A 20,751-nucleotide genomic window follows, 5' to 3' on the forward strand; every position below is an offset into this window, starting at 1 on the left:
GTAATTACAGCTGCAGGTGATGGATTTAATGCTGCTGTAACTGCAGAAACTGATGACACAGTTATCAATGCAAAAGATTTTGAACAACTCAAATTTAACTCTGCATCAGAACTCAATGTTACTGTTCAAGGTGGTGTTAAGCATCTCGACCTTTATACAGCCGATACAAGCGCCGGTAACACCTCAACTGAGATCACAACTGAATCAAATGTTGGCAAACTCAGTGTGACAACTGGTGATAATGCCGACATCATCACAATTAAGGATCATGAAGGCAGCTTCGATAAAGAGCTTGATCTCCACACTTGGAGTGGTGACGATGATATCACCGTTTCCGGTAATCATGTGACTGGCATCTTGTATACTGGTGATCAAAACGACACAATTGACCTGACTGGCATTACCTCCGGCGAAATTACCGTAAATGCAGGTTCTGGCAATGACACCATGATTGCAGGCGGAGCTGCAGAGAAGTTTGTTGGCGGTGACGGTATAGATACTGTTAGCTATGCTGCTTCTAGTGCTCCGGTTGAAGTTGACCTTTCAGATGGTCAGAAAGAAAAAGGTGGCGCAGCCGAAGGTGATACGCTTTCAAGCATTGAAGCTGTAATCGGCAGTGATGGTAATGATATACTTATTGGCAACAGCAAAGCAGGGAATAACCAGTTCCTTGAAGGCGGAGATGGTTCGGACATTATTACTGGTGGAGCAGGGAACGACTTACTTGTTGGTGGTTCTACTACTGACGCTGTAAAGGGTGATCTTGAAAATATTCTCGGAAACTTAGACGGCTCTAACAGTGATGTTAAAGCGTTGAGACGCTATGTTGACCAAAACCAGAAGGCTGAGGGTGATACCATCAAAGCAGGTTCTGGTAACGATGTGGTTATTGACCTTGCTGGTGATAACTACATTGAAGGTGGGCATGGGGCCGATACCATTATTACGGGTAGTGGGAATGACGTTGTTTTGGGTGGCACCTCTGTGGGGCTTACTGCTGATAACATTGCTACCGCTCGTGCAGAAATGAATTCGGCTACTGATGCTAATGCTGTAAAAGTTGCTGGGGATAAGTTTAAGCATACATTTTCAAAGGATAATGCTGCTGACGGCGGGGATACTATTTATTCCGGTGATGGTCATGACCTTGTGTTTGGTGGCAATGGTGATGATGAAATTCATGCTGGTTTAGGTAATGACTATGTGAAAGGTGGCGCTGGTAACGATCACATTTTTGGTGATGATGGGCATGATGTTCTCTATGGTGGTAAGGCCTCAGATACCCTTGAAGGCGGATTAGGTGATGATCTCTTCATTGGTGGTGACGGTGCGGATCACTTTTATGGTGGTACAAAAGAAGGTGATTCCGGTACGGACACTGTTTCGTATGAAGGTAAGAATGCTGTAACAGTTAATTTGTCTGATTCGAGTCAAAGTACTGGAGTTGCTAAGGGCGATACTTTTAATGGTATTGAGAAAATTATTGGCTCTAGCAAGAATGATACTCTTGAAATAGGTGAAGACAAGCCTTTTACCGTTACTATTTCAAAACTTGCAAATGGTGTTGAGCATTTTGTTGTTACTGATGGAAGTGGCAAGACTGTTATTGAGGCTTCTGATTTTGAAAATATTAGATTTACAGAAGCAACAAATGTAACAGTTGTTGGTACAACAGAAGCTTCAGGCGTTAATGTTTTTACCGCAGAGAATAAACAGGTTCATGTTTCTGTTGAAGCGCATGAACATAGTAAATTGACTATAACTACCGGCAATGAAGATGATGTTATTGATCTGTCTGGTCCTTCTTCAGTTAGTTCCGCCCAGGTTACAATCAACGCTGGCACCGGTGATGACACCATGCTTGCAGGTTCAGCCACTGAAACCTTTAATGGTGGTTTGAATGACGAGGTGGGCGATACTGTCAGTTATGCCGCTTCAGATAGCGCTGTTCGTGTTGATTTGTTAGATGTAAAAGACAATGAGACGAATGCTGTCAAAGCTGATGGAATTGCAGATAAAAAAGGCTCAGGCGGTGAAGCAGAAGGCGATACCTACACTGGTATCGAAAACCTTATCGGTAGTAAGCACGCTGATACCTTAAAGGGTGATAGCGAAGCAAATGATATTAGCGGTGGGCTGGGATCAGACACCATTGAAGGCCGTGGTGGTGACGATGTGCTGCACGGCGGTAATGAACCAACCGTTGCGGCTGGGGATTCAGATCCTTTAGAGCTGATCACCGATGGTAGCTTTGATATATTGAGTGAAGGTGCAAGGCCAAATACCTGGACCCATGTTCGCCCTTCTGAAGAATCCCATTGGAAGGCAATGAATGGTGATGCTAAGCAGAATGGTAAAGCTGAAGTAGTTAATGATCACAACAATAATTTTGTCGAAATTGATGTTGCCGGTAAGACGGATGCACTAAGCCAAACAATAGTGACAAATGACAAGACAGAATATGTTTTAACCTTCAGGGCTGTGACTCGTGAGACTAGTAGTAACGTTGAGTCAAATGAGCTGTTGATTGTTAGAATTGGTGATGAGGAATATGTTCTTACCCCAAAGGCAGGTAGCACCCATGGTGGATGGCAGAATTATTCTTTGCGGTTTAAAGGTGCAGAAGGGGAAGAAGCAACAACAATCACATTTACCGAAGATGTGGTTCAAGGACGTAGTGAGAACGGTATCTTCCTTGATGATGTTTCAGTTCGCGCCGTTGACGACACTATTAGTGGTGGTGCTGGTAACGACACTATCTACGGTGAAGGTGGTCACGATATTCTTAACGGTGGCCTCGACAGTGATATTGTTATCGGCGGTGACGGAGATGACTTCTTAGTTGGTGGCGCTGGCGCTGATCATCTGATTGGTGGAAATGCAACAGTCGTAGGGCATAATGCTTCTCCGGTAGTTGGTGGAGATAGCGGTATTGATACTGTCAGTTATGAAGATTCTCATGCAGGCGTCACTGTAAATCTCACAGATAAAGACAATAATGGAACTGCTGACGCAAACGGCTCTGGTGGTGATGCAGAAGGTGATACCTTAAGTGGTATCGAGAACCTCATCGGCAGTGACCAAGCAGATACCCTGACTGGTGATACCAACGCTAACACCATTGACGGCGGTGCAGGCGCAGACACCATTAAAGGCGGCATCGGTAACGATGTGCTGTATGGTGGTGATAATGACATTAGCACGCGTGAGCTGATTGATGATGATTCGTTTGGTGGCTTAAGTGATAATGCCGATGCTCCTAGCGATATCCACTGGGATCCTTCTACGTGGGGCAATTGCGGGGGCGTTGTTGGAGATGGAAATTGGACTGTCGATAACGGAATTGAGGTTCACCATAACGGGCCAAATTCCTATGTAGAAGTTGACAATTACGGCTATGGAGAATTCATTAGCCAAACAATAGAGACTGACGCTGGCGGAACGTATACCCTTAACTTTGATGCTTGGAATAATGAGTATAGCAATTGGGTTGAGCGGTGGACGGGGCAGGATGGAATCAAGGTTGATATTATAGATAGCCACGGAACAGTTATTCGCACAGAAGTCTTTAGTGGCGATGATATTAATTCATCTACAGGTCGTACTGAATCATTCTCTTTTGAGGCTAAGGATGGCCAGACTACAGTTAAGTTCTACCAAGATGGTGATGTTGATGATGCTTGTCCTCTTGATATATGTGACCAAGAAAACGGCATCAACCTCGACAACGTCTCAGTTGTAAAAGCCTCTGGCGACTATTTGTATGGCGGTGATGGCCAAGACACCCTTAACGGTGGTGCTGGCGATCTTGACGTGTTGAATGGTGGTGGCGATGAAGATATCTTCCTGTTCACGTCTGATGACTTTAAAGAATCAGGTCAGACAACCTTTATTCAAGATTTTAAGTCTGATGAAGATAGCCTTCAGTTCTCTGATGTGATTTCTGGTGATGGTGAAGAGACATACACTGTTTCAGAGTTTAGTCAGAGCGGTGGTGATACAACCTTTACTGTGACAGCTACTCAGGATGGCTCAACAGAAGCTTTAACCCATACGATTGTTCTGCAAGATGATATCAGTATGGATCAGGTTTACCTTCAGCAGCTGATTAACTCTGGTAGCTAACCACTTCCATAGTCTAAAAAAATCAAACGCCCCGTCCTTTCGGACGGGGCTTTTTTTATTCTTTTATAACATATGATCAGCGCTCGTTAGTTAGCGCCTTGTTCTTACTCATACAGCCAGCAGCGAACTTCACGGTCGGTATCCGATTTAAACAACGGTGGCTCTAGTTCTTTGCATTTATTAAAAGCGTGCTTGCAACGTTCGTTGAAACGGCAGCCGGTAGGTAGCGCATAGAGTGGGGCTACAACTCCGGGAATAGTTTCAAGCATTCCTTTATGGATAGGAGTGCCTTTTTCAGGGATGGTTGGGATAGAGCGCATGAGGCCCTGTGTATACGGGTGTAAAGGCTTTTCAAAAAGGGCGACTGTGCTTGCCTGTTCAACAATTCTTCCACTGTACATGACGATTACGTCATCAGTGTTTTCTGCGACTACTCCAAGGTCGTGTGTGATGAGGAGCAGGGCTGTTCCTGTTTCCTCAGCAAGTTTATGCATAAGATCTAGGATTTGTCCCTGAATGGTTACATCAAGAGCGGTGGTCGGTTCGTCCGCAATAATAAGCCGAGGAGAACAGGCCAGAGCCATAGCGATAATAACACGTTGGCGCATACCGCCACTGAGCTGGTGTGGGAATTCCTTTGCCCGTTGTTCCGGAGAAGGGATACCTACTTGGTGCAGTAACTCAATGGCACGGTTTAACGCTGCTTTTTTGCTCAGTTTTTCATGCAGTCGTACAACCTCAGCAATCTGTTCACCAATTTTGAATACGGGATTCAATGATGTCATCGGCTCCTGAAAGATCATTGAGATAGCGTTGCCACGGATTCTCTGCATTTCTTTTTCAGAAAGAGTAAGCAAGTCCTCTCCGTCAAAAAGGATTTTACCGCTAATAATCTCACCGGGAGGAGATGGGATGAGACGCATAATAGAGAGCGAAGTCACGCTCTTGCCGCAACCTGACTCGCCAACAATGCTTAATGACTGACCAGCGTTAATTGAAAAACTTACATCGTCAACGGCAGTTAGCCTGCCGTGCGTAGAAGTATCAAAAACAGTTGTTAATCCTTGAACGGTAAGCAACGGGGGCATAATCTGTCCTGATGGTAAAGTTACAAAAAACGAGGAAGCGCATTGACTTAGTGAGTCTGGGTATTACGTATAGTCTCTGCTTATTGTCAATTTAACAAAAAGTGTGAGGTGGCTCATAGTTCAGCAATAAAACAATCAGTATATTACCTTTTAGGATACGGGTTGAAAGAAACTGGCGCAAGGAGTCTTTCTTTATGTTAATTATGACTGCGGGAACTGATGTTATATTTATTAAGATGCCTGTCTGGTGTAATTGAAAATAATTTTCAATTACATTCTCAATGTCCTTGACAATCATTTTCAATTTGCATAATCACTAGACATACGTTTTGGAGGGACACATATGCCATGCTGTAAGCGCAAGCGTAAATTGAATTCTTTACCTGCTGGGTGTAAAGCTCGAATTAAAGGGTTTTGCTCAGAGCCTAAGCTGCGGGGTAGATTGTGTGCACTGGGGTTAACTCCAGGTACCGTTGTTGAAGTCTGCTCTCCATGTAGCTTTAGAGTAAAGGATTGTATGCTCACCTTGGGTGATGACATTGCATGCAAGCTGGAATGTGAACCTTTAGATAACGAACAAGTTCAAGAGCGCGTGCCGGCTGTGGGCACTTTATAACAGTTTGGTTCGCGTATATACATACTCGCAGGTGAAAGGATGCTCCTTTTGCCGTTGCAGACAAAACTTAACCGGTTGTTTTGTAAGGTAACACGCGCTGTGTAGTCGATAGATAATCGGAGGTGTCCCATGATGGATGCTATTATTGTTGCGGCTATTGTCGCTGTAGCAGCTGGTTATCTTGTGCGTCGCTTTATGAAAAAAGGTGCATCTGGCGGCTGTGGTTGCGGAAGCGACTGCGGAGGATGCAGTTCAGCGGGCGGCTTAATTTCACAAGATACAAAAACAAGCTGCGGTTGCTCTTCACACAAAGAGTAACAGAAGATTGGTCCGACAGTGTGCGAACACGGCACACTTTTTTTACCAAGTCTAATTGATAGAGATTTTCAATTTCATAAAAGGGTGGTTCGAATGTCTAATCCAATTCCTATGCGGGAATTAAAAGTAGGGGAAAAAGCTAAAGTGATTGCAATTACTGCAATCGGAGAGCTCGGTCGTAGAATTCGTGATATGGGACTAGTTCCCGGTGCTGAGCTTGAGGTTGTGGGGCGTGCGCCTTTGCAGGACCCTGTAGCACTTCGTCTTACTGGTTTTACCCTTTCTTTGCGTAACAACGAAGCTGATTACATCGCTGTAGAACGCATCTAATAAGAATCTGCCACAAAATTTCTGTATACGAGGAATGTTTCATGTCTAAAGAGATCAAAGTTGCTCTCGCCGGAAACCCTAACTCCGGTAAGACAACAGCGTTCAACGCAATCACTGGTGCTCGTCAGCATGTGGGCAACTACCCGGGTATTACTGTTGATAAGAAAGAAGGCTTCACTACTGTTGGTGACAACAAAATCCATCTTATCGATTTGCCTGGTACTTACTCCCTTACTGCATACACAATGGAAGAAATCGTTGCACGTAACGTAGTTGCTGACCAGCGTCCAGACGTGGTTATCGATGTTCTTAACGCAGGCGCTCTTGAGCGTAACCTGTATCTTGCAATTCAGCTGATGGAAATGGGTGCACCGATCGTTCTTGCTTTGAACATGATGGACGAAGCGAATAAGCAGGGTATGAAAATTGACCTTAATAAGCTTTCTGAGCTGTTAGGTGTACCTGTTGTAGAAACTGTTGCACGTACCGGTGAAGGTATTCCAAACCTCATGGAAGCAACTGTTAAATGCGCAGCAGAGAGTCAGGGTAAAAAGTGGGAGCCTATTTCCATCTCCTACGGTCCAGACCTTGATCCTGCGCTGGATAAGATGATTTCTCTCATTGAGCAGAATAATCTTCTTACAGACCGTTATCCAGCTCGCTGGACTGCGATTAAGTACTTTGAAAGCGATGACGAGATCATGCAGCTCGGCCGCGAAGCTCATCCTGTATCTGCAGAGCTGGAAGAGATTGTTAAAAATGTTGCTAAGCATCTGGAAAGCACACTGGCAACATACCCTGAAGCAGTGATTGCAGACTACCGTTATGGCTACATCACTTCTATTATCCGTCAGGGTGTTGTGACCCGTCTTGATGAAGCCGCAGATCGTGTTGCGCTTTCAGATAAAATTGATAGCATCGTAACTCACCGTTTCCTCGGTCCGATTATCATGCTGGGTATCATGTACCTGATTTATCAGGTCACCTTTACATTCAGTGAAACCCCAGTAGGTTGGTTTGAGAACTTCTTCAGTTGGCTTGGTGAAACTGTTGAAACCAATATGCAGGATGGCCTGCTGAAGTCTCTGGTTGTATCTGGCGTAATCGATGGCGTAGGCGGCGTAATGGGCTTTGTTCCGCTCATTATGTTCATGTTCCTCCAGATCGCTATCCTTGAAGACTCCGGCTACATGGCGCGTGTTGCATACATGCTTGACCGTGTGTTCCGTTTCTTCGGCCTGCATGGTTGTTCTGTAATGCCGTTTATTGTTTCCGGTGGTATTGCTGGTGGTTGTGCTGTGCCAGGTGTAATGGCTGCACGTACTTTGCGTAGCCCTAAAGAGAAACTGGCAACCCTCATCACTGCTCCATTTATGGCATGTGGCGCTAAGCTTCCTGTATTTCTTCTCTTTGTAGGTGTGTTCTTTAAAGAAGATCAGGCTATGGTCATGTTTATGATTACCATGGTTGCATGGGCTTGCGCGCTGATTGTTTCTAAAATTCTTCGTAATACTGTAATTAAGGGTGAAGCAACTCCGTTCGTAATGGAACTTCCTCCGTATCGTTTCCCAACCATGCGTGGTCTTTTCATCCATACTTGGGAGCGTACTTGGCAGTACATTAAGAAAGCCGGTACTGTTATTCTCGCTATTTCTATCCTTATCTGGGCTGCAATGACTTTCCCGAACCTTCCGGAAGATCAGGTCGCAGCGTTTGATGCACAGAAGACCGTTGTTCAGGAGCAGATTGATGCTGCATCAGCTTCTGGTGCACCTGTTGCAGGTCTTGAGGAAGAGCTTCTCAAAATTGAAAACACTGAAGCAGAAGCTGCTCTCAGAAATTCATACGCAGGTACTATCGGTGTTGCACTGGAGCCTATCATGAGTCCTGCTGGGTTTGACTGGCGTACAAACATTGCTCTCGTAGGTGGTTTTGCAGCGAAGGAAGTTATCGTATCTACTCTGGGTACTGCATACTCTCTTGGTGATGTTGATCCTGAAGAAGCAGCTCCACTTGCAGAGCGTATCGCACAGGATTCTAACTGGACACCTAGCGTTGCGGTTGCATTCCTTCTCTTCGTGCTTCTTTACGCACCGTGTTTTGTAACTGTAGTTGCAATAAAACAAGAAGCAGGTTCATGGAAATGGGCACTCTTTTCTGTAGTGTTCAACACAGCCCTTGCATATTCAGTAGCGGTAACAGTCGTTCAGGTTGGTAAACTGCTGTAACTTGCAAGCAATAATAAATACAAAGCCCCGCTCGATTTCGGTTGAGTGGGGCTTTTTTTATACTCTTTACGGGGAAAGTTAATAAAAGCGAACGTGAGTCCACTATCTAAAATGTATGAAATATCTTTATACGAAAAAAGCCCGCGTTATTTACAACGCGGGCTTTTTTATTCGAACGAAATCTGGATTAGTCGATTTCAACGAGTTCAATTTCGAAGGTAAGGTCTTTACCTGCGAGAGGGTGGTTAGCATCAAGGGTGATGCTTTCGTCTTTTACTTCAGTAATAACTACTTCCATAATGCCACCTTCGGATTCGAGCTGCAGAAGCATACCCACTTCAGGAGTGATGTGCTCAGGCACTTGAGTCTTGGCAACGTCAATGATCATTTCGTCATTGCGCTGGCCGTATGCTTCGTCTGCTGGAATGGTAACTTTAGTAGAATCACCAACAGTCATACCTTCAACAGCTTTTTCGAAACCAGGGATAAGCATGCCGGAACCAAGAGTAAACTCGAGTGGTTCGCGTTCGCGGGAGGAATCGAAAACAGAGCCGTCTTCGAGGGTGCCAGTGTAGTGAACTTTTACGGAATCGCCGTTCTTGACCTGTGCCATTTAGGTCTCCTTGTTAAAAATGTGGTATGATAGGATGACTGTTCGCCTATTGAAAGTCAATCCCTATTTAAGGCCCAGAAGGCTTTGAAGGGGCATGAAATCTTCGTCATGGACATATTTGAGCGCTTGGAATACGCAGCGGGGAAGCAGGTAGTTGGTGCGTTCTATTGCAGGTGCCTCTAAATGGCTTCCCGTGAATAGCAGGCTTGCCGATGTAGGTGTATGTCGACAACTAATGATTGAAAAAAGACATGCAACTACAAGTTGTTATATTTTATTTGGCGTTTATTTTTTATTAGTTCCCCGGACGTTATTGGGCTGCTTTTATATCTCTAACTAGAACGCTGCCAGCAACGTTAAAAAAGTTAAAAAATTACTCTTGAATACTTGACCAGTATTGAAATCTGAAATAGTAGTACTTGTAAGAACTACGCAGGAGAAGAAATGGAACTCATTCAAGCATTGAAGAAATTTGGTTTTACCCAGCAGGAGTCATTAATGTACGTAACTCTCTGTAAAATGGGTGCCATGACAGGGTACGAAGCCGCAAAGGTTTCCGGCATTTCCCGCTCCAATGCATATGCTGCGTTGTCCAGCCTTGTTGAAAAAGGTGGGGCTATTGTTTCTTCCGAGGATTCCAGCAAATATATTGCAATTCCACGTGAAGAACTGATTTTAAACTTGCGTCGCTCCTGTGAGGCGACATTAGAGTTTCTGGATCAAAATTTACCGGAACAGGAAGAAGAAGAAGCACCGTATCTCACTATTTCCGGATATGGGAACACTCTTGATAAAATGCGGAATATGATTCTGCTGGCAAAAGGGTGGGTGTATCTTTCTGTCTCCTCCTCAACAGTAAAATTGCTTACGCCCGAATTGAAGAACTGTATCGAGCGTGGGTTAAAAGTGGTGATTTTATCTGATGAGGACCCGCACCTTCCCGGTATTGTGTTTATGCATAACGAAGCACCGGCGGAGAATGTGCGCATTATCGCTGATACCAGCGAAGTTATAGTTGGCACGCTCGAAGTAAGCAAAGGGCAGTGTCTCTATTCAAAAAACAAGCACCTCGTATCGCTAATGCGTGAATCTCTTTTAAACGAGATTGAGCTTATCAAAATACGAGGAATTTAATTAGGAGATTTCGGCATGAGCAATGTACGCTCCAGCTACACTGATAGTGTAAATTTCTACGGCAACAATACCCCTATGGAACTTGTAAAAACTTACGGCAGCCCGCTGTATGTTTACAATGAAAACGTGCTGCGTACTCGCTGTCGTGAAATTCAGGCGCTTTCTGATAATCCTGCTTTTACACCAAACTATTCTGCGAAAGCGAATACGAATATTCACCTCCTCAAGATTGTTCAAGAGGAAGGAATGGTGGTGGACGCAATGTCCCCGGGTGAGATTGTCATGAACCTTGCCGCCGGATTTAAGCCGGAGCAGATCCTGTTCATTTCCAATAACGTCTCTGCTGAAGAACTCCAGTTCGCCATTGATCGTGGCGTATACGTGAGTGTGGATTCCCTCTCCCAACTGGATCTGTACGGGCAGTTGAATCCGGGCGGCAAGGTTGTCATCCGATTTAACCCGGGCATCGGTGCTGGTCACCACGCCAAGGTTGTTACCGGTGGCAAACTGACCAAATTTGGCGTGAACCCTGAAGACGCTGAAACTGTACGTGCTACTCTCGCTCGTCATAACCTGACTTTGTGCGGTGTAAACATGCACATTGGTTCCCTTTTCATGGAGCCAGATGGATACCTTGAAGCAATGGGCGTATTACTTTCCATTGTAAAAGAGTGGGTTGCAGAAGGCCACGCAATCGAAATTATCGATTTCGGCGGCGGCTTCGGTATCCCGTACCGTAAGTATGAAGGGGAAGAGCGTCTTGACCTTGCAAAGCTTGGTGAAGCATTCCATGCCACAATTACAGAATTTATTGAAGAAACAGGCTACACAGGCCGCTTCATGTGTGAGCCGGGTCGTTATATTGCAGCAGAGTGCGGCGTATTGCTCGGCACTTGCTACAGCGTAAAGAACAACGGTGACAAACGGTTTGCCGGTACTGACCTTGGCTTTAACCAGCTTATGCGTCCAGCCATGTACGATTCATTCCACGATGTGGAAATCTACCGTGAAGGCGGTAGCGAAGTTACTGAAACAATGGAACAGAGCATTGTTGGTAACATCTGCGAATCCGGTGACATCATGGCTAAAGACCGTCAGCTTCCTGAAATTGCAGAAGGCGATGTAATCGCAATGCTCGACGCAGGCGCATACGGGTATGTAATGGCATCTCCGTACAACCAGCGTCCTCGTCCTGCAGAAGTTCTTATTCAGGAAAATGGTGAAGCACGCCTTATCCGTCGTCGTGAAACACTGAATGATCTGTTGAATATGTATCCAGAAGCGGATGCACTGCTCAACGAGTTTGGTGAATAAATTATGCTCAAGAAGTTACTCCGCCAGTGTGCTGTACATATTATTATGTACGGCGTTAGGTAAGACACTGACGAAGTAACGAAGGTACGATTCTGTTGGCAGGTTTGCCGTGTTCCATTCGGTAAACCTAGCCAACTATCCTTTCGAAGAGATTGATTGCCTCTTCGGGTGGGTTTGAAAAGTCTTCAATGTGCGGAATACATCCGCATACAGAATAGTTTGAAAATGTGGAGATTGCCTCCATGTTTTCCTGCAGCATCGCCTGTGGTGTACGGTGTTCCTTGTTATTCACAAACACTATCCCTGCCGGTTGAACGCCTCGGTGATGCAACGCCTCAATGGAAAGAAGCGTGTGGTTGATTGTGCCAAGTCCGGCTCGTGCTACGAGTATGGGCTTGATCCCGAACCGCTCGACGGCCATTTGCACCATGTCCGCCAACATGTGTGTACGGCTGAAAGGCACTAACAGTCCTCCAGCAGCTTCTACCACCAGGGTATTATTTTTACGTAAATATGCCAGTTTGCGTAAAAGGTCTTCCACTTCTACGCTGCTCTGTTCATCACGGGCAGCGTAGAATGGAGCCTTGGGAGCGTTAAAGCAGGCTCCAGTGGCATCGGCAGCAGTCTGATGCACTTCTGGACAATATTTAAGAACGAAGCTGGCGTCAGCGCCTGCATCGTTCGGGCTAAGGCAGCCTGTTTGCACTGGTTTCCAATAATAAGGCGTGTGCCCCGTTCTTATCAGGAACCGCATAAGCATCAGGGAAGCAACTGTCTTACCCACATCGGTATCTGTACCGACAACGAAAAATGACGGATTAGGTTCTGTCATACCACCCCCTGATACTGTTGACGAATGTGTGTACGTCCTCAGTACTGTGCAAGGCTGTCATGCTTACTCGTATGACAGCTTTGTTCATTGGTACGGTCGGATAGCGCGATGCAAAAGCAAGCACACCGTCTTCCCGCATTTTTTCCGCAATTGTTGCGGCTTTCATTTCATCACTAATCTCAATGGAAACAATGTGCGCGTCACCTTGAATGGTGAATCCGGCACTCTGTAATTCAGTACGTAATAGTGTACTGACGTGTGCCAGATGTTCGCGCTCCGGTTCCATGTCCGGCAGTTTCCTGAGTAACGCAGCAGCTGCTGCTGCATGAGCTTCCGGCATCGCCGTGGAATAGATCACAGGCGATGAGAAGTTATGGAAAAATTCTTTGAAGCCCTTGGGCATCAATATGAATGCTCCGAACATGCCGAGCGCTTTGCCGAAGGTGCCAACTGCAATGTCTGTGCAGCCGTGAGCGATGCCGGTACCGTTTGCCCCTAGCGCCCCGAATGAATGTGCTTCGTCTATTATTCCGAAGAAATTGTACTTTCGGCGTAATATTTCAAAGGCGTGTGTGTCCAGCATGTCACCATCCATGCTGAAGAGAGATTCCGTGAGTACTACCGGAGAATCTGAATCAGTAGCAGCCAGCTTTCTATCAAGTTGCTTCAGATCGCTGTGGGCAAACCCTCGCAATGTACTTCCCGTTTGTGGAAGAGCCTGAGCCATACTTGCGTGGATTCGTTTGTCATAAAACAAAGTCTCAGCTGGGCTGCACAGTCCCCATATTATCGAAAGGTTAGCCTGATATCCGCTCGGAAGAAACATCGCGTCCTCGTATCCGAAATACTCAGCAAATTGCCGCTCAACGTCTTCTGTGAACTTGCTGTGTCCAGTAACAAGACGGGAGGAAGTGCCAGAAGGGGCGTGTGTGGTAAAGCATTCCCTAAGCGTTTGTTGCCACTCGGAATTTTGTGACAATCCAAGATAGTCGTTTGAAGCAAAGTTTATCAGCTCCTTCCCTTCAACCAACGCACGGCTACCGACCTGCTTCTCAACAGTGACAGGATCGCGGTACAAGCCGGAGTCTTTTCGAACGTTGATAGAGCGTCGTAGGCGTTCTGTAAGCATTGAAATAACTCTCTATAATGGGTTGTAAGGGAGTCTTTTGAAAACTGTTCACCAAACTCTGTACTTCCAAACAGGAAAGATCCTTCTATGTGCAACTGCTGGCAAGTAAATGAGATATCATAGGCAGCTGTGGATTTAGTCATTGCCGTTTGTACAACGATGGTTGTGGCGCAGCCTGAAAATGTTTCTACAGGAAGCAGTGGGGACTGCTGGATAGAAAGCAAGAAGGCATGTCGGGAAAAGTTCATGCATTTTCTAAAATGTAGACCACCGGTTTGTGCCATCGCTTCAAGGGCAAGGTATGCAGGAGCGTCTACAAACTCTTTTTCAGCCGTGAGTGTTTCGGCTGCATAGTGCGTAATACTGTCCAACATGATGAACCTGTCTACGTCAAAGTGGATGGTTTTGCTGTACTGCATTTATGACCAGAGCCGCACTATTAGTGCGCTGTTTTGACCACCGAACCCGAAGTTTTCAAGCAGGATGTTTTTGCCTGAAAGTTGCGTTGATTTGGTAGTGAAGTTGATTTTGTCTGAGCAAGGCGATGTGAGGTTTCGCACTGGTGGTACAACGCCTTTGCTGAGTAATGTCAGAAGGACACTCAGCTCCACCGCACCTGATGCTGCGGTACAATGACCGACCCATGATTTAACCGCTGTGACACATGGCTGCTTCTCGTTGTGTGAATAGAAAATACGTTCAAGCATGGTTGCTTCCATTTGATCATTAAGTGGAGTGGAAGTGCCATGCGCCGCAATGAGATTGATATCCTCAGGCGTCATCTCTGCTTCGCTAATTGCAGAACGTACAGCTTTTTCAGCATGAACTGCTTCAGGATGCGGTGCCGTCATAGTGTGAGCATCCATTGTTGCTCCGTAACCACATATTTCAGCGATAATATGAGCCCCGCGTGCTTGTGCATGTTCTAGAGATTCTAAGATGAACATGGCACCACCTTCACCTGCGACAAAACCGCTACGTTCAGTATCAAAGGGACGGCACGCTTTGTTTGGATTGCCGCCTTTATTCCAGATTGCCTGTGCCTTTTTGTATGCAAGCATTCCGCCGTGGGAGATGCGGGAGTCACCGCCGCCTGCTAATGCAACGGTTAGGTATCCATCTTTGATTTTGCGGAATGCTTCGCCAATGGCTTGTGTAGACGCTGAGCAGGCAGTGCCGATGGTGGAGTTTTCTCCATGAATATTGAGGAACTGACTGATGGCACTTGCTGCCGTGTTGGGCAGGTAGCGGAGCATCCACAGGGCAGCAAGGTCTACGCTGTCCATGTTGCCGTTCTCAATATTCGGGAAGTCGGAGCTGATATCGAAGTTAGGGCCGGTTCCGACAAAGAGGCCTGCATCATTCAGCACGTCAGTCGTTACGCCGGAATTTTCAGCAGCACGGATGGCAGCAGCCAATGCAAGCTGTGCGCTCCGTGAAAGATACTTTTTGTTTTTCCATCGCCCGGTAGATGCGGTGAGATCAAAGCCTTGAACAGGACAATCCACGCACTCCTCAAAGTCATGAGAGGCTGCAAAAGCAGGCTTGTTTTGGCGCACTGCATCCATGATTTCTTCAGAAGTGCTACCTAATGAGGTAATGTACCCTGTGCCTGTTATGACGACTCGATTCCGCATGGCGGTGTTCCCTAAGCGTGTTTTGCGTGTTCAACGTACGCAACAATGTCGCGCACCTGCAGAACAGGCCCTTCGTTAATTGTGTGCAACATTTCATTCACACGGTCAGAAGAAAGGTGCGGGTACACGCTCAGAAGATGTGCTGTTGGCTCAAATCCTTTGTCTTCTGCTTCAGCCAAGTGCATACGGAAAGAGCGGAGGAATACTGTTTCATCATGAACAGAAACACCGCATTCTTTGGTCAGCCCTACGCCGTACTCCATCAGATCGATTGATTCTGTTGGAAGGTCGCGCAGAATATATGTTTCAAGGGTTACTTCTTCCGGTTCAACTTCAAGAACCTCAGTGATAACAGATTGTACCTGTTCGAAAATAGACATCATATATCCTTACTTACAGGCGGTTAAACCGCCATCCATTGTAATAGTTGTGCCGTTAATCATCCGTGCTTCGTCGCTGAGTAAAAAAGCTATGGTACAGGCTACTTCGTCCGGAGTAGCAGCACGTTTCGCAGGGATTCGTTTTATTGCTTGCGGGTTGTTTTCAATAAATGCGGTTCCTCTACCGCTCAGCACATAGCCAAGTCGCAATGAGCAGCTGGTAATGCCACGTCCACCAAGTTCAATGCCGAGATTTTGGTAAATAGCCTCGCCAGCTTGTTTGGAAGCCGCATAAAATCCTTGTCCCGCGTTAGGGAGTGCTGCAGCCGTAGAAGAAATAAAAACACAGCGACCTGATCGTTTCGCCAGCATCATTCTAGAAATATGTCGTAGGCAAATAGCTCGGCCCGAAATGTTGGTCTCCATGTACTTGGCAATGTCCGTAGCATCTGCGCCAGCAACAAATGCTTCGAAGTCACTCTGCATGCAGTCTACAAGGTAGTCCGGTGAATCGATTTTTCCCAAAGCTGTATCAATCGCTTCCCCAGATTGTGTTGCAACGTCGTGAGCAATCTTTTCCATGTTGATTTTAACAACTGTTGCGGTGGGGAACGCTGTCTTTAAACGTGCTAAGCCGTTATTCGAGCAAGCAGAAAGGGTGAGTCGAAGGCCCGCATCGGATAATCGTCGGGCTATAGCCATTCCCAAGTCGGAGGATGCACCCAAGATACATGCATGTTCGCCGGAAAGGCGCATAGAAAGATTATGCATCGCCTTCTCCTTCAACATGGACAAGAATACGACCAGTTACAGCCTTCACCTCATCTTTAAACAGCGTACAAGTAAATCCGAACGGCCTTGGTTCAATGGAATACGCATACGTGTCCGGCGTTACAAATGATTTGAAGCGAAACTTGCTCACGCTTAACACCGCGTTCGGCATGTTTTCTCGCAATACGCTCACAAAGCTATGGATGATCAGCGTACCCGGAATAATAGGGCTATCCGGAAAGTGATCTTTCAGTGCCGATTCGTCGGCAGGGAATGTAAATGTACCAGTAAGTAGGGTCATACTTTTTGCCTCCGGCGGCTGGGGAAAACCTTTTTTGCAAAAAAGGTTCTTCCCCATACCCCTTTCCAAAAAACTTTATTAGCGAAGTGGGGAAGGGAGCATATGTCCTTTGGGGCTTAATTGTTATGGCGACGTAAATAAAAATGTACTGAAATTGCGTCTGATTTTAAGTGGTTGTTGTTTGCTCGTAATCTGTTGGGCATAAGTCATTAAAGTAAGCTAGTGACGGATTGGATTCGCTAATAAAAGTTTTAGGAGAGTCCAGAGAAGCCCTTTTACAAAAGGGTTCTCTGGCCGCCGGAGGCAAAAAAACTATTCAGTAACAGCTTTAATGGCTTCAGTTGTCGCGTTGCAGAGCAGATCGATTTCGCTGAGCGTGATGCTGAGCGGCGGCATAAGCACAACAACATCGCCAAGGTTACGGATGATTACGCCGTGCTTGCGCGCTTCTATACAGACTTTGTGTCCGATCTTCGTTGCCGTCTCGAACGGTTCTTTGGTTTCTTTGTTTTGCACCAGCTCAATACCAGTCATGATACCGTGGTTGCGGATTTCGCCAACGTGTTCGAGTTCTAACATGGTAGCCAGTCTGTTTTGCAGATGGGCAATTTTAGGCTGAAGCTTTTCCATGACATTGTTGTCCTCGAAATAGTCGAGGTTGGCGATGGCAGCTGCACAGGCAAGCGGGTTACCTGTGTAGGTGTGGCCATGGAAGAATGTTTTAAACTCTTCGTGCTTGCCGAGGAATCCGTTGTAAATTTCTTCTGACGCTACGGTGGCTGCTAATGGCAGGTATCCGGCACTGATGCCTTTTGCGAGGCAGATGATGTCTGGCGTAACGTTTTCTTGCTCACAGGCGAACATGGTTCCGGTTTTGCCAAATCCAACAGCTACTTCGTCTGCAATGAGGATGACATTGTGACGTGTACAGAGATCGCGGACATGGGTGAGGTAGCCTTCCGGGTGCATGATCTGACCTGCTGCGCCCTGTACAAGCGGCTCGATAACGAAAGCTGCAGCTGTGCTGCCGTGCTGTTCGAGTACGTCTTCTACATGTTGGAAGCAGTCACGGTTGCAGTTTGCTTTTTCTTTGCCGAACGGGCAGCGGTAACAGTACGGCGTGGTGACTTTTTCACCTTGGAAGAGCAGATGCTTGTAGGTTGCGTGGAATAAGTCCATACCACCTACAGCTACAGAACCGATGGTGTCACCGTGGTAAGCGTTCTGCATGGAGATAAATTTGGTGCGGTTCGGGTCACCTTTTTCAGCCTGCTGCTGGAACTGGAATGCGATTTTGAGCGCAACTTCCACGGCGGTTGAGCCGCTGTCGGAGTAGAACACACGGGTCAGTCCATCCGGTAGGATGTCTACAAGACGTTTTGCCAGCTCTGTTGCAGGAACACTTGCAAGACCAAGCATCGTAGTGTGGGCGATTTTGGTTAGCTGTTCCTGTACGGCTTTGTCGATTTCCAGTACGCAGTGGCCGTGTACGTTTGTCCACAGGGAGGATACTCCGTCTAAGTAGCGGTTTCCTTCGGTGTCGATGAGCCAGTTATCTTTACCGCTTTCAATAATGAGTTGATCGTTCTGAACCCATTCTGCCATTTGAGTGAACGGGTGCCATACGTTGGTGCGGTCGATATGCTGTAATTCTTGAGTTGTGCTCATGTGTGCTCCTTATAAAACGCCCATGCTGGTAAGCATGTTGATGTCGTCTGCCATGTTGCGTCCGCTTGTGGTTAGGTAGTTGCCGATCATGAGACCGTTGGCTCCTGCCATAGGGATGAGTGGTTGAAATTCGCCGAGTGTGTTTTCGCGTCCGCCTGCAATCAGAATGTCCTGTGTAGGAAGAATGAAGCGATAGACTGCAATGGCGCGAAGTGCTTCTGATGGTGCAAGAAGCGGCTGGTTTTCAAGACGGGTACCTTTGACCGGAGTAAGGAAGTTCATCGGGATAGAAGGTACGCCGAGGTCACGCAGGGTACAGGCGAGTTCAACTCGTTGGTTGCGGTTTTCGCCAAGACCTAATATGCCGCCGGAGCAGACACGAAAACCGACATTAAGCGCGTTTTGTACGGATGCGATATCCTCATCATATTCGTGTGTGGTGCAGATGGTAGAGAAGTGCGAACGGGCAGTCTCAAGGTTATGATGGTAACTGGAGAAACCTGCCTGACGTAATCGTTCTGCCATATCTGGTGAAAGTTGGCCGAGAGAACCACATACTTTGATGCTGGTCTGGGTGGTAATGGCAAGTGCTGCTTCGCAGACGGTGTCCAGCTCTTTATCAGAAAGAGCCATGCCGCTGGTAACAATGCCGTACCGTTGTGCGCCGCCTGCTTCTAGTTCTTTTGCACGGGCGAGTAATGTTTCTGGAGCGATCAGTGGATAAATGGGCGCACCCGTGTCATGGTACTTAGACTGTGAACAGAAGGAACAGTTCTCGCTGCATTTACCTGATTTGGCGTTTACAATACCACAGGTGAATGTCGCGTTGGTTGTCACAGTAGAGCGGATACGCTGTGCACCTGCAAGAAGATCAAGCGTTGCGCTTTCCGGAAGATTTATCAGCAGTTCAGCATCAGTACGGCTGATACCTTTTCCTGACTGGACAACCTCTTCGCACAGGGCGTACACAGTTGAAGCACTAGTGGTCATATGATTTCTCTGAAATAAATGAGTATATTATCCGGCAATCAGCAGGGAAGCTTTTCCCGTGAACCTGCGTTGGTAGTGATTCGCAGGGCTGGATATTCAATGTTGTTGTTCAGGAAGAACTAGCTGAGAGTACTACTATTGTCAACTTTGATAGATGTTGTAAGGTTTACAATCAGGAGTGGAGATGGCGTTAAAAGGTGATGCAGTTCGCGAAAAGATATTGGAATTACTGCAAGAAAAAACAGATGGGTATATTTCCGGTGAGGAGGTGAGCCAGCTGTTTTCCATCTCACGTGCTGCTGTGTCCAAGCATGTTGCTGTATTGCGCGGACAGGGGCACGAGATTGAAGCTGTTACACGCAAGGGGTATCGCCTGTTGCGCAAAGCCGAGTTGCTGACTGAAGAGATAGTGCGACAGGGATTGAATACGAAAATTTTTGGCAAGCGCGGTGTGCATTATCTACCGACTGTCGGGTCGACGAATATTGAAGCCATGCAACTTGCGTTCACCGATGCTCCAGAAGGGACACTCGTTGTTGCGGATGAGCAGACGGGTGGTCGTGGCAGGCAGGGACGTACATGGCATTCTCCGGCAGGTTGCGGACTGTATGTGTCTGTTATCTTACGACCGGATATCGCGCCGAATGAAGCGCCGATTATTACATTGTTAACCAACGTTGCGGCGGCAGAAGCCGTACACGAAATTACGGGTATTCTTCCTGTGTGCAAGTGGCCTAATGATGTTCTCATCAATGGCTGCAAGGTTGCTGGAAACCTCACTGAAATTTTCCTTTCTGGCGATGTTGTCGGACATGTTGTTTCCGGTGTTGGTATCAATGTGCGTCCGTTACCCAAAAAATTGGTGCCGGATTTACGTACGGCTCCATGTTCTCTTGAAGAGGCTGCAGAGAAGAGCATCTCCCGTGTGGAATTATTACAGGCCTACCTTGTTCGTTATGAGTATTGGTATTTGCTTGTAAAAGAGCAGGGCTTTGCACCGCTCCTTACTCGCTGGAAAGAACTGACAGATGTTGTTGGTAAAAAGCTTAGCGTTCAGGTTCGTGGAGAAAAGATTCAAGGCACTGTGACCGATGTTTCTACAGATGGCATGTTGCTTTTGCTTGGTGAAGGTGGAGTGGAGCATCGTCTTTTTTCCGGCGATATTCTGTAAGATTTCTGTATCACTTGCTTGTAACGTTCAGCGTCCGTAGACCGTCTGTGTGTGGAATGCGTTGATAACATGCATCGTTGATGGGCATGACAGAGGGGCTGATCAT

The 20,751-nt window shown here is 46.7% G+C and carries 19 protein-coding genes; 8 read left to right on the forward strand and 11 right to left on the reverse strand.

The window, feature by feature from the left end:
- A partial coding sequence (locus tag BUR09_RS14100; protein WP_074217601.1) for a calcium-binding protein occupies positions 1–4,125 on the forward strand: 4,125 nt, incomplete at its 5' end.
- 104 nt (positions 4,126–4,229) lie between these two features.
- Here the strand turns inward: BUR09_RS14100 and BUR09_RS14105 are convergent.
- Positions 4,230–5,213, reverse strand: coding sequence for an ABC transporter ATP-binding protein (locus tag BUR09_RS14105; protein WP_074217602.1), 984 nt, complete (start codon positions 5,211–5,213; stop codon positions 4,230–4,232).
- A 343-nt stretch (positions 5,214–5,556) separates the two neighbouring features.
- On the opposite strand from BUR09_RS14105, the gene BUR09_RS14110 reads away from it, so the two are divergent.
- The 4 genes from BUR09_RS14110 (at position 5,557) to feoB (ending at position 8,705) form a co-directional block, all read left to right on the forward strand.
- Positions 5,557–5,829, forward strand: coding sequence for a FeoA family protein (locus BUR09_RS14110; RefSeq protein WP_074217603.1), 273 nt, complete (start codon positions 5,557–5,559; stop codon positions 5,827–5,829).
- 129 nt (positions 5,830–5,958) lie between these two features.
- Entirely contained in the window at positions 5,959–6,147 is a 189-nt protein-coding gene (locus tag BUR09_RS14115) for a FeoB-associated Cys-rich membrane protein (protein WP_245796746.1), read from the forward strand.
- A 93-nt stretch (positions 6,148–6,240) separates the two neighbouring features.
- A complete protein-coding gene (locus BUR09_RS14120; protein ID WP_074217604.1) occupies positions 6,241–6,477 on the forward strand; it encodes a FeoA family protein in 237 nt (78 codons plus the stop codon).
- 41 nt (positions 6,478–6,518) lie between these two features.
- Positions 6,519–8,705: a ferrous iron transport protein B gene (feoB, locus tag BUR09_RS14125; RefSeq protein WP_074217605.1), complete on the forward strand. Its 2,187-nt coding sequence runs from the start codon at positions 6,519–6,521 to the stop codon at positions 8,703–8,705.
- Between the two features lie 187 nt (positions 8,706–8,892).
- Here the strand turns inward: feoB and BUR09_RS14130 are convergent, their stop codons facing one another.
- Entirely contained in the window at positions 8,893–9,318 is a 426-nt protein-coding gene (locus tag BUR09_RS14130) for an FKBP-type peptidyl-prolyl cis-trans isomerase (protein ID WP_074217606.1), read from the reverse strand.
- A 444-nt stretch (positions 9,319–9,762) separates the two neighbouring features.
- On the opposite strand from BUR09_RS14130, the gene BUR09_RS14135 reads away from it, so the two are divergent.
- Together BUR09_RS14135 and lysA are read left to right on the forward strand one after the other, a co-directional pair.
- Positions 9,763–10,452 (forward strand): TrmB family transcriptional regulator, encoded by a 690-nt coding sequence (locus BUR09_RS14135; RefSeq protein WP_074217607.1) that lies wholly within the window; start codon positions 9,763–9,765, stop codon positions 10,450–10,452.
- Positions 10,453–10,467: 15 nt separating this feature from the next.
- Positions 10,468–11,766 (forward strand): diaminopimelate decarboxylase, encoded by a 1,299-nt coding sequence (gene lysA / locus BUR09_RS14140; protein WP_074217608.1) that lies wholly within the window; start codon positions 10,468–10,470, stop codon positions 11,764–11,766.
- 127 nt (positions 11,767–11,893) lie between these two features.
- Here lysA and bioD read toward each other — a convergent pair whose 3' ends face one another.
- From bioD to bioB, 9 genes are all read right to left on the reverse strand, one after another.
- Positions 11,894–12,598 (reverse strand): dethiobiotin synthase, encoded by a 705-nt coding sequence (gene bioD, locus BUR09_RS14145; RefSeq protein WP_074217609.1) that lies wholly within the window; start codon positions 12,596–12,598, stop codon positions 11,894–11,896.
- The gene (locus BUR09_RS14150; protein ID WP_245796751.1) at positions 12,585–13,676 is read right to left on the reverse strand and encodes an aminotransferase class I/II-fold pyridoxal phosphate-dependent enzyme; all 1,092 of its coding nucleotides are present in this window, start codon (positions 13,674–13,676) and stop codon (positions 12,585–12,587) included. Before BUR09_RS14150 ends, bioD begins: the two co-directional genes overlap by 14 nt.
- Entirely contained in the window at positions 13,607–14,146 is a 540-nt protein-coding gene (locus tag BUR09_RS17100) for a hotdog family protein (RefSeq protein WP_245796747.1), read from the reverse strand. Before BUR09_RS17100 ends, BUR09_RS14150 begins: the two co-directional genes overlap by 70 nt.
- Entirely contained in the window at positions 14,147–15,364 is a 1,218-nt protein-coding gene (locus tag BUR09_RS14155; protein ID WP_074217611.1) for a beta-ketoacyl-[acyl-carrier-protein] synthase family protein, read from the reverse strand.
- Between the two features lie 11 nt (positions 15,365–15,375).
- Positions 15,376–15,744 (reverse strand): hypothetical protein, encoded by a 369-nt coding sequence (locus BUR09_RS14160; protein ID WP_084539507.1) that lies wholly within the window; start codon positions 15,742–15,744, stop codon positions 15,376–15,378.
- A 9-nt stretch (positions 15,745–15,753) separates the two neighbouring features.
- Positions 15,754–16,515, reverse strand: a complete 762-nt coding sequence (locus BUR09_RS14165) for an SDR family NAD(P)-dependent oxidoreductase (RefSeq protein WP_175566043.1) — start codon at positions 16,513–16,515, stop codon at positions 15,754–15,756.
- Complete coding sequence (locus BUR09_RS14170) at positions 16,508–16,816, reverse strand: hotdog family protein (RefSeq protein WP_139296861.1); 309 nt, start codon at positions 16,814–16,816, stop codon at positions 16,508–16,510. Before BUR09_RS14170 ends, BUR09_RS14165 begins: the two co-directional genes overlap by 8 nt.
- 312 nt (positions 16,817–17,128) lie before the next feature.
- On the reverse strand, positions 17,129–18,484 hold the full coding sequence (bioA, locus tag BUR09_RS14175) for an adenosylmethionine--8-amino-7-oxononanoate transaminase (protein WP_074217614.1): 1,356 nt from the start codon (positions 18,482–18,484) through the stop codon (positions 17,129–17,131).
- Between the two features lie 9 nt (positions 18,485–18,493).
- Positions 18,494–19,474 (reverse strand): biotin synthase BioB, encoded by a 981-nt coding sequence (bioB, locus tag BUR09_RS14180; RefSeq protein WP_074217615.1) that lies wholly within the window; start codon positions 19,472–19,474, stop codon positions 18,494–18,496.
- Positions 19,475–19,658: 184 nt separating this feature from the next.
- On the opposite strand from bioB, the gene BUR09_RS14185 reads away from it, so the two are divergent.
- Complete coding sequence (locus BUR09_RS14185; RefSeq protein WP_074217616.1) at positions 19,659–20,645, forward strand: biotin--[acetyl-CoA-carboxylase] ligase; 987 nt, start codon at positions 19,659–19,661, stop codon at positions 20,643–20,645.
- Positions 20,646–20,751 lie beyond the last annotated feature (106 nt).

Source organism: Halodesulfovibrio marinisediminis DSM 17456, from assembly GCF_900129975.1.
Taxonomy (GTDB): domain Bacteria; phylum Desulfobacterota; class Desulfovibrionia; order Desulfovibrionales; family Desulfovibrionaceae; genus Halodesulfovibrio; species Halodesulfovibrio marinisediminis.

What these genes read in the sequence shown, in the direction of transcription:
- BUR09_RS14105 (WP_074217602.1), bottom strand. Translation starts at nt 5,213, where the DNA reads ATGCCCCCGTTGCTTACCGTTCAAGGATTAACAACTGTTTTTGATACT.
- BUR09_RS14110 (WP_074217603.1), top strand. Translation starts at nt 5,557, where the DNA reads ATGCCATGCTGTAAGCGCAAGCGTAAATTGAATTCTTTACCTGCTGGG.
- BUR09_RS14115 (WP_245796746.1), top strand. Translation starts at nt 5,959, where the DNA reads ATGATGGATGCTATTATTGTTGCGGCTATTGTCGCTGTAGCAGCTGGT.
- BUR09_RS14120 (WP_074217604.1), top strand. Translation starts at nt 6,241, where the DNA reads ATGTCTAATCCAATTCCTATGCGGGAATTAAAAGTAGGGGAAAAAGCT.
- feoB (WP_074217605.1), top strand. Translation starts at nt 6,519, where the DNA reads ATGTCTAAAGAGATCAAAGTTGCTCTCGCCGGAAACCCTAACTCCGGT.
- BUR09_RS14130 (WP_074217606.1), bottom strand. Translation starts at nt 9,318, where the DNA reads ATGGCACAGGTCAAGAACGGCGATTCCGTAAAAGTTCACTACACTGGC.
- BUR09_RS14135 (WP_074217607.1), top strand. Translation starts at nt 9,763, where the DNA reads ATGGAACTCATTCAAGCATTGAAGAAATTTGGTTTTACCCAGCAGGAG.
- lysA (WP_074217608.1), top strand. Translation starts at nt 10,468, where the DNA reads ATGAGCAATGTACGCTCCAGCTACACTGATAGTGTAAATTTCTACGGC.
- bioD (WP_074217609.1), bottom strand. Translation starts at nt 12,598, where the DNA reads ATGACAGAACCTAATCCGTCATTTTTCGTTGTCGGTACAGATACCGAT.
- BUR09_RS17100 (WP_245796747.1), bottom strand. Translation starts at nt 14,146, where the DNA reads ATGCAGTACAGCAAAACCATCCACTTTGACGTAGACAGGTTCATCATG.
- BUR09_RS14155 (WP_074217611.1), bottom strand. Translation starts at nt 15,364, where the DNA reads ATGCGGAATCGAGTCGTCATAACAGGCACAGGGTACATTACCTCATTA.
- BUR09_RS14160 (WP_084539507.1), bottom strand. Translation starts at nt 15,744, where the DNA reads ATGTCTATTTTCGAACAGGTACAATCTGTTATCACTGAGGTTCTTGAA.
- BUR09_RS14165 (WP_175566043.1), bottom strand. Translation starts at nt 16,515, where the DNA reads ATGCATAATCTTTCTATGCGCCTTTCCGGCGAACATGCATGTATCTTG.
- BUR09_RS14170 (WP_139296861.1), bottom strand. Translation starts at nt 16,816, where the DNA reads ATGACCCTACTTACTGGTACATTTACATTCCCTGCCGACGAATCGGCA.
- bioA (WP_074217614.1), bottom strand. Translation starts at nt 18,484, where the DNA reads ATGAGCACAACTCAAGAATTACAGCATATCGACCGCACCAACGTATGG.
- bioB (WP_074217615.1), bottom strand. Translation starts at nt 19,474, where the DNA reads ATGACCACTAGTGCTTCAACTGTGTACGCCCTGTGCGAAGAGGTTGTC.
- BUR09_RS14185 (WP_074217616.1), top strand. Translation starts at nt 19,659, where the DNA reads ATGGCGTTAAAAGGTGATGCAGTTCGCGAAAAGATATTGGAATTACTG.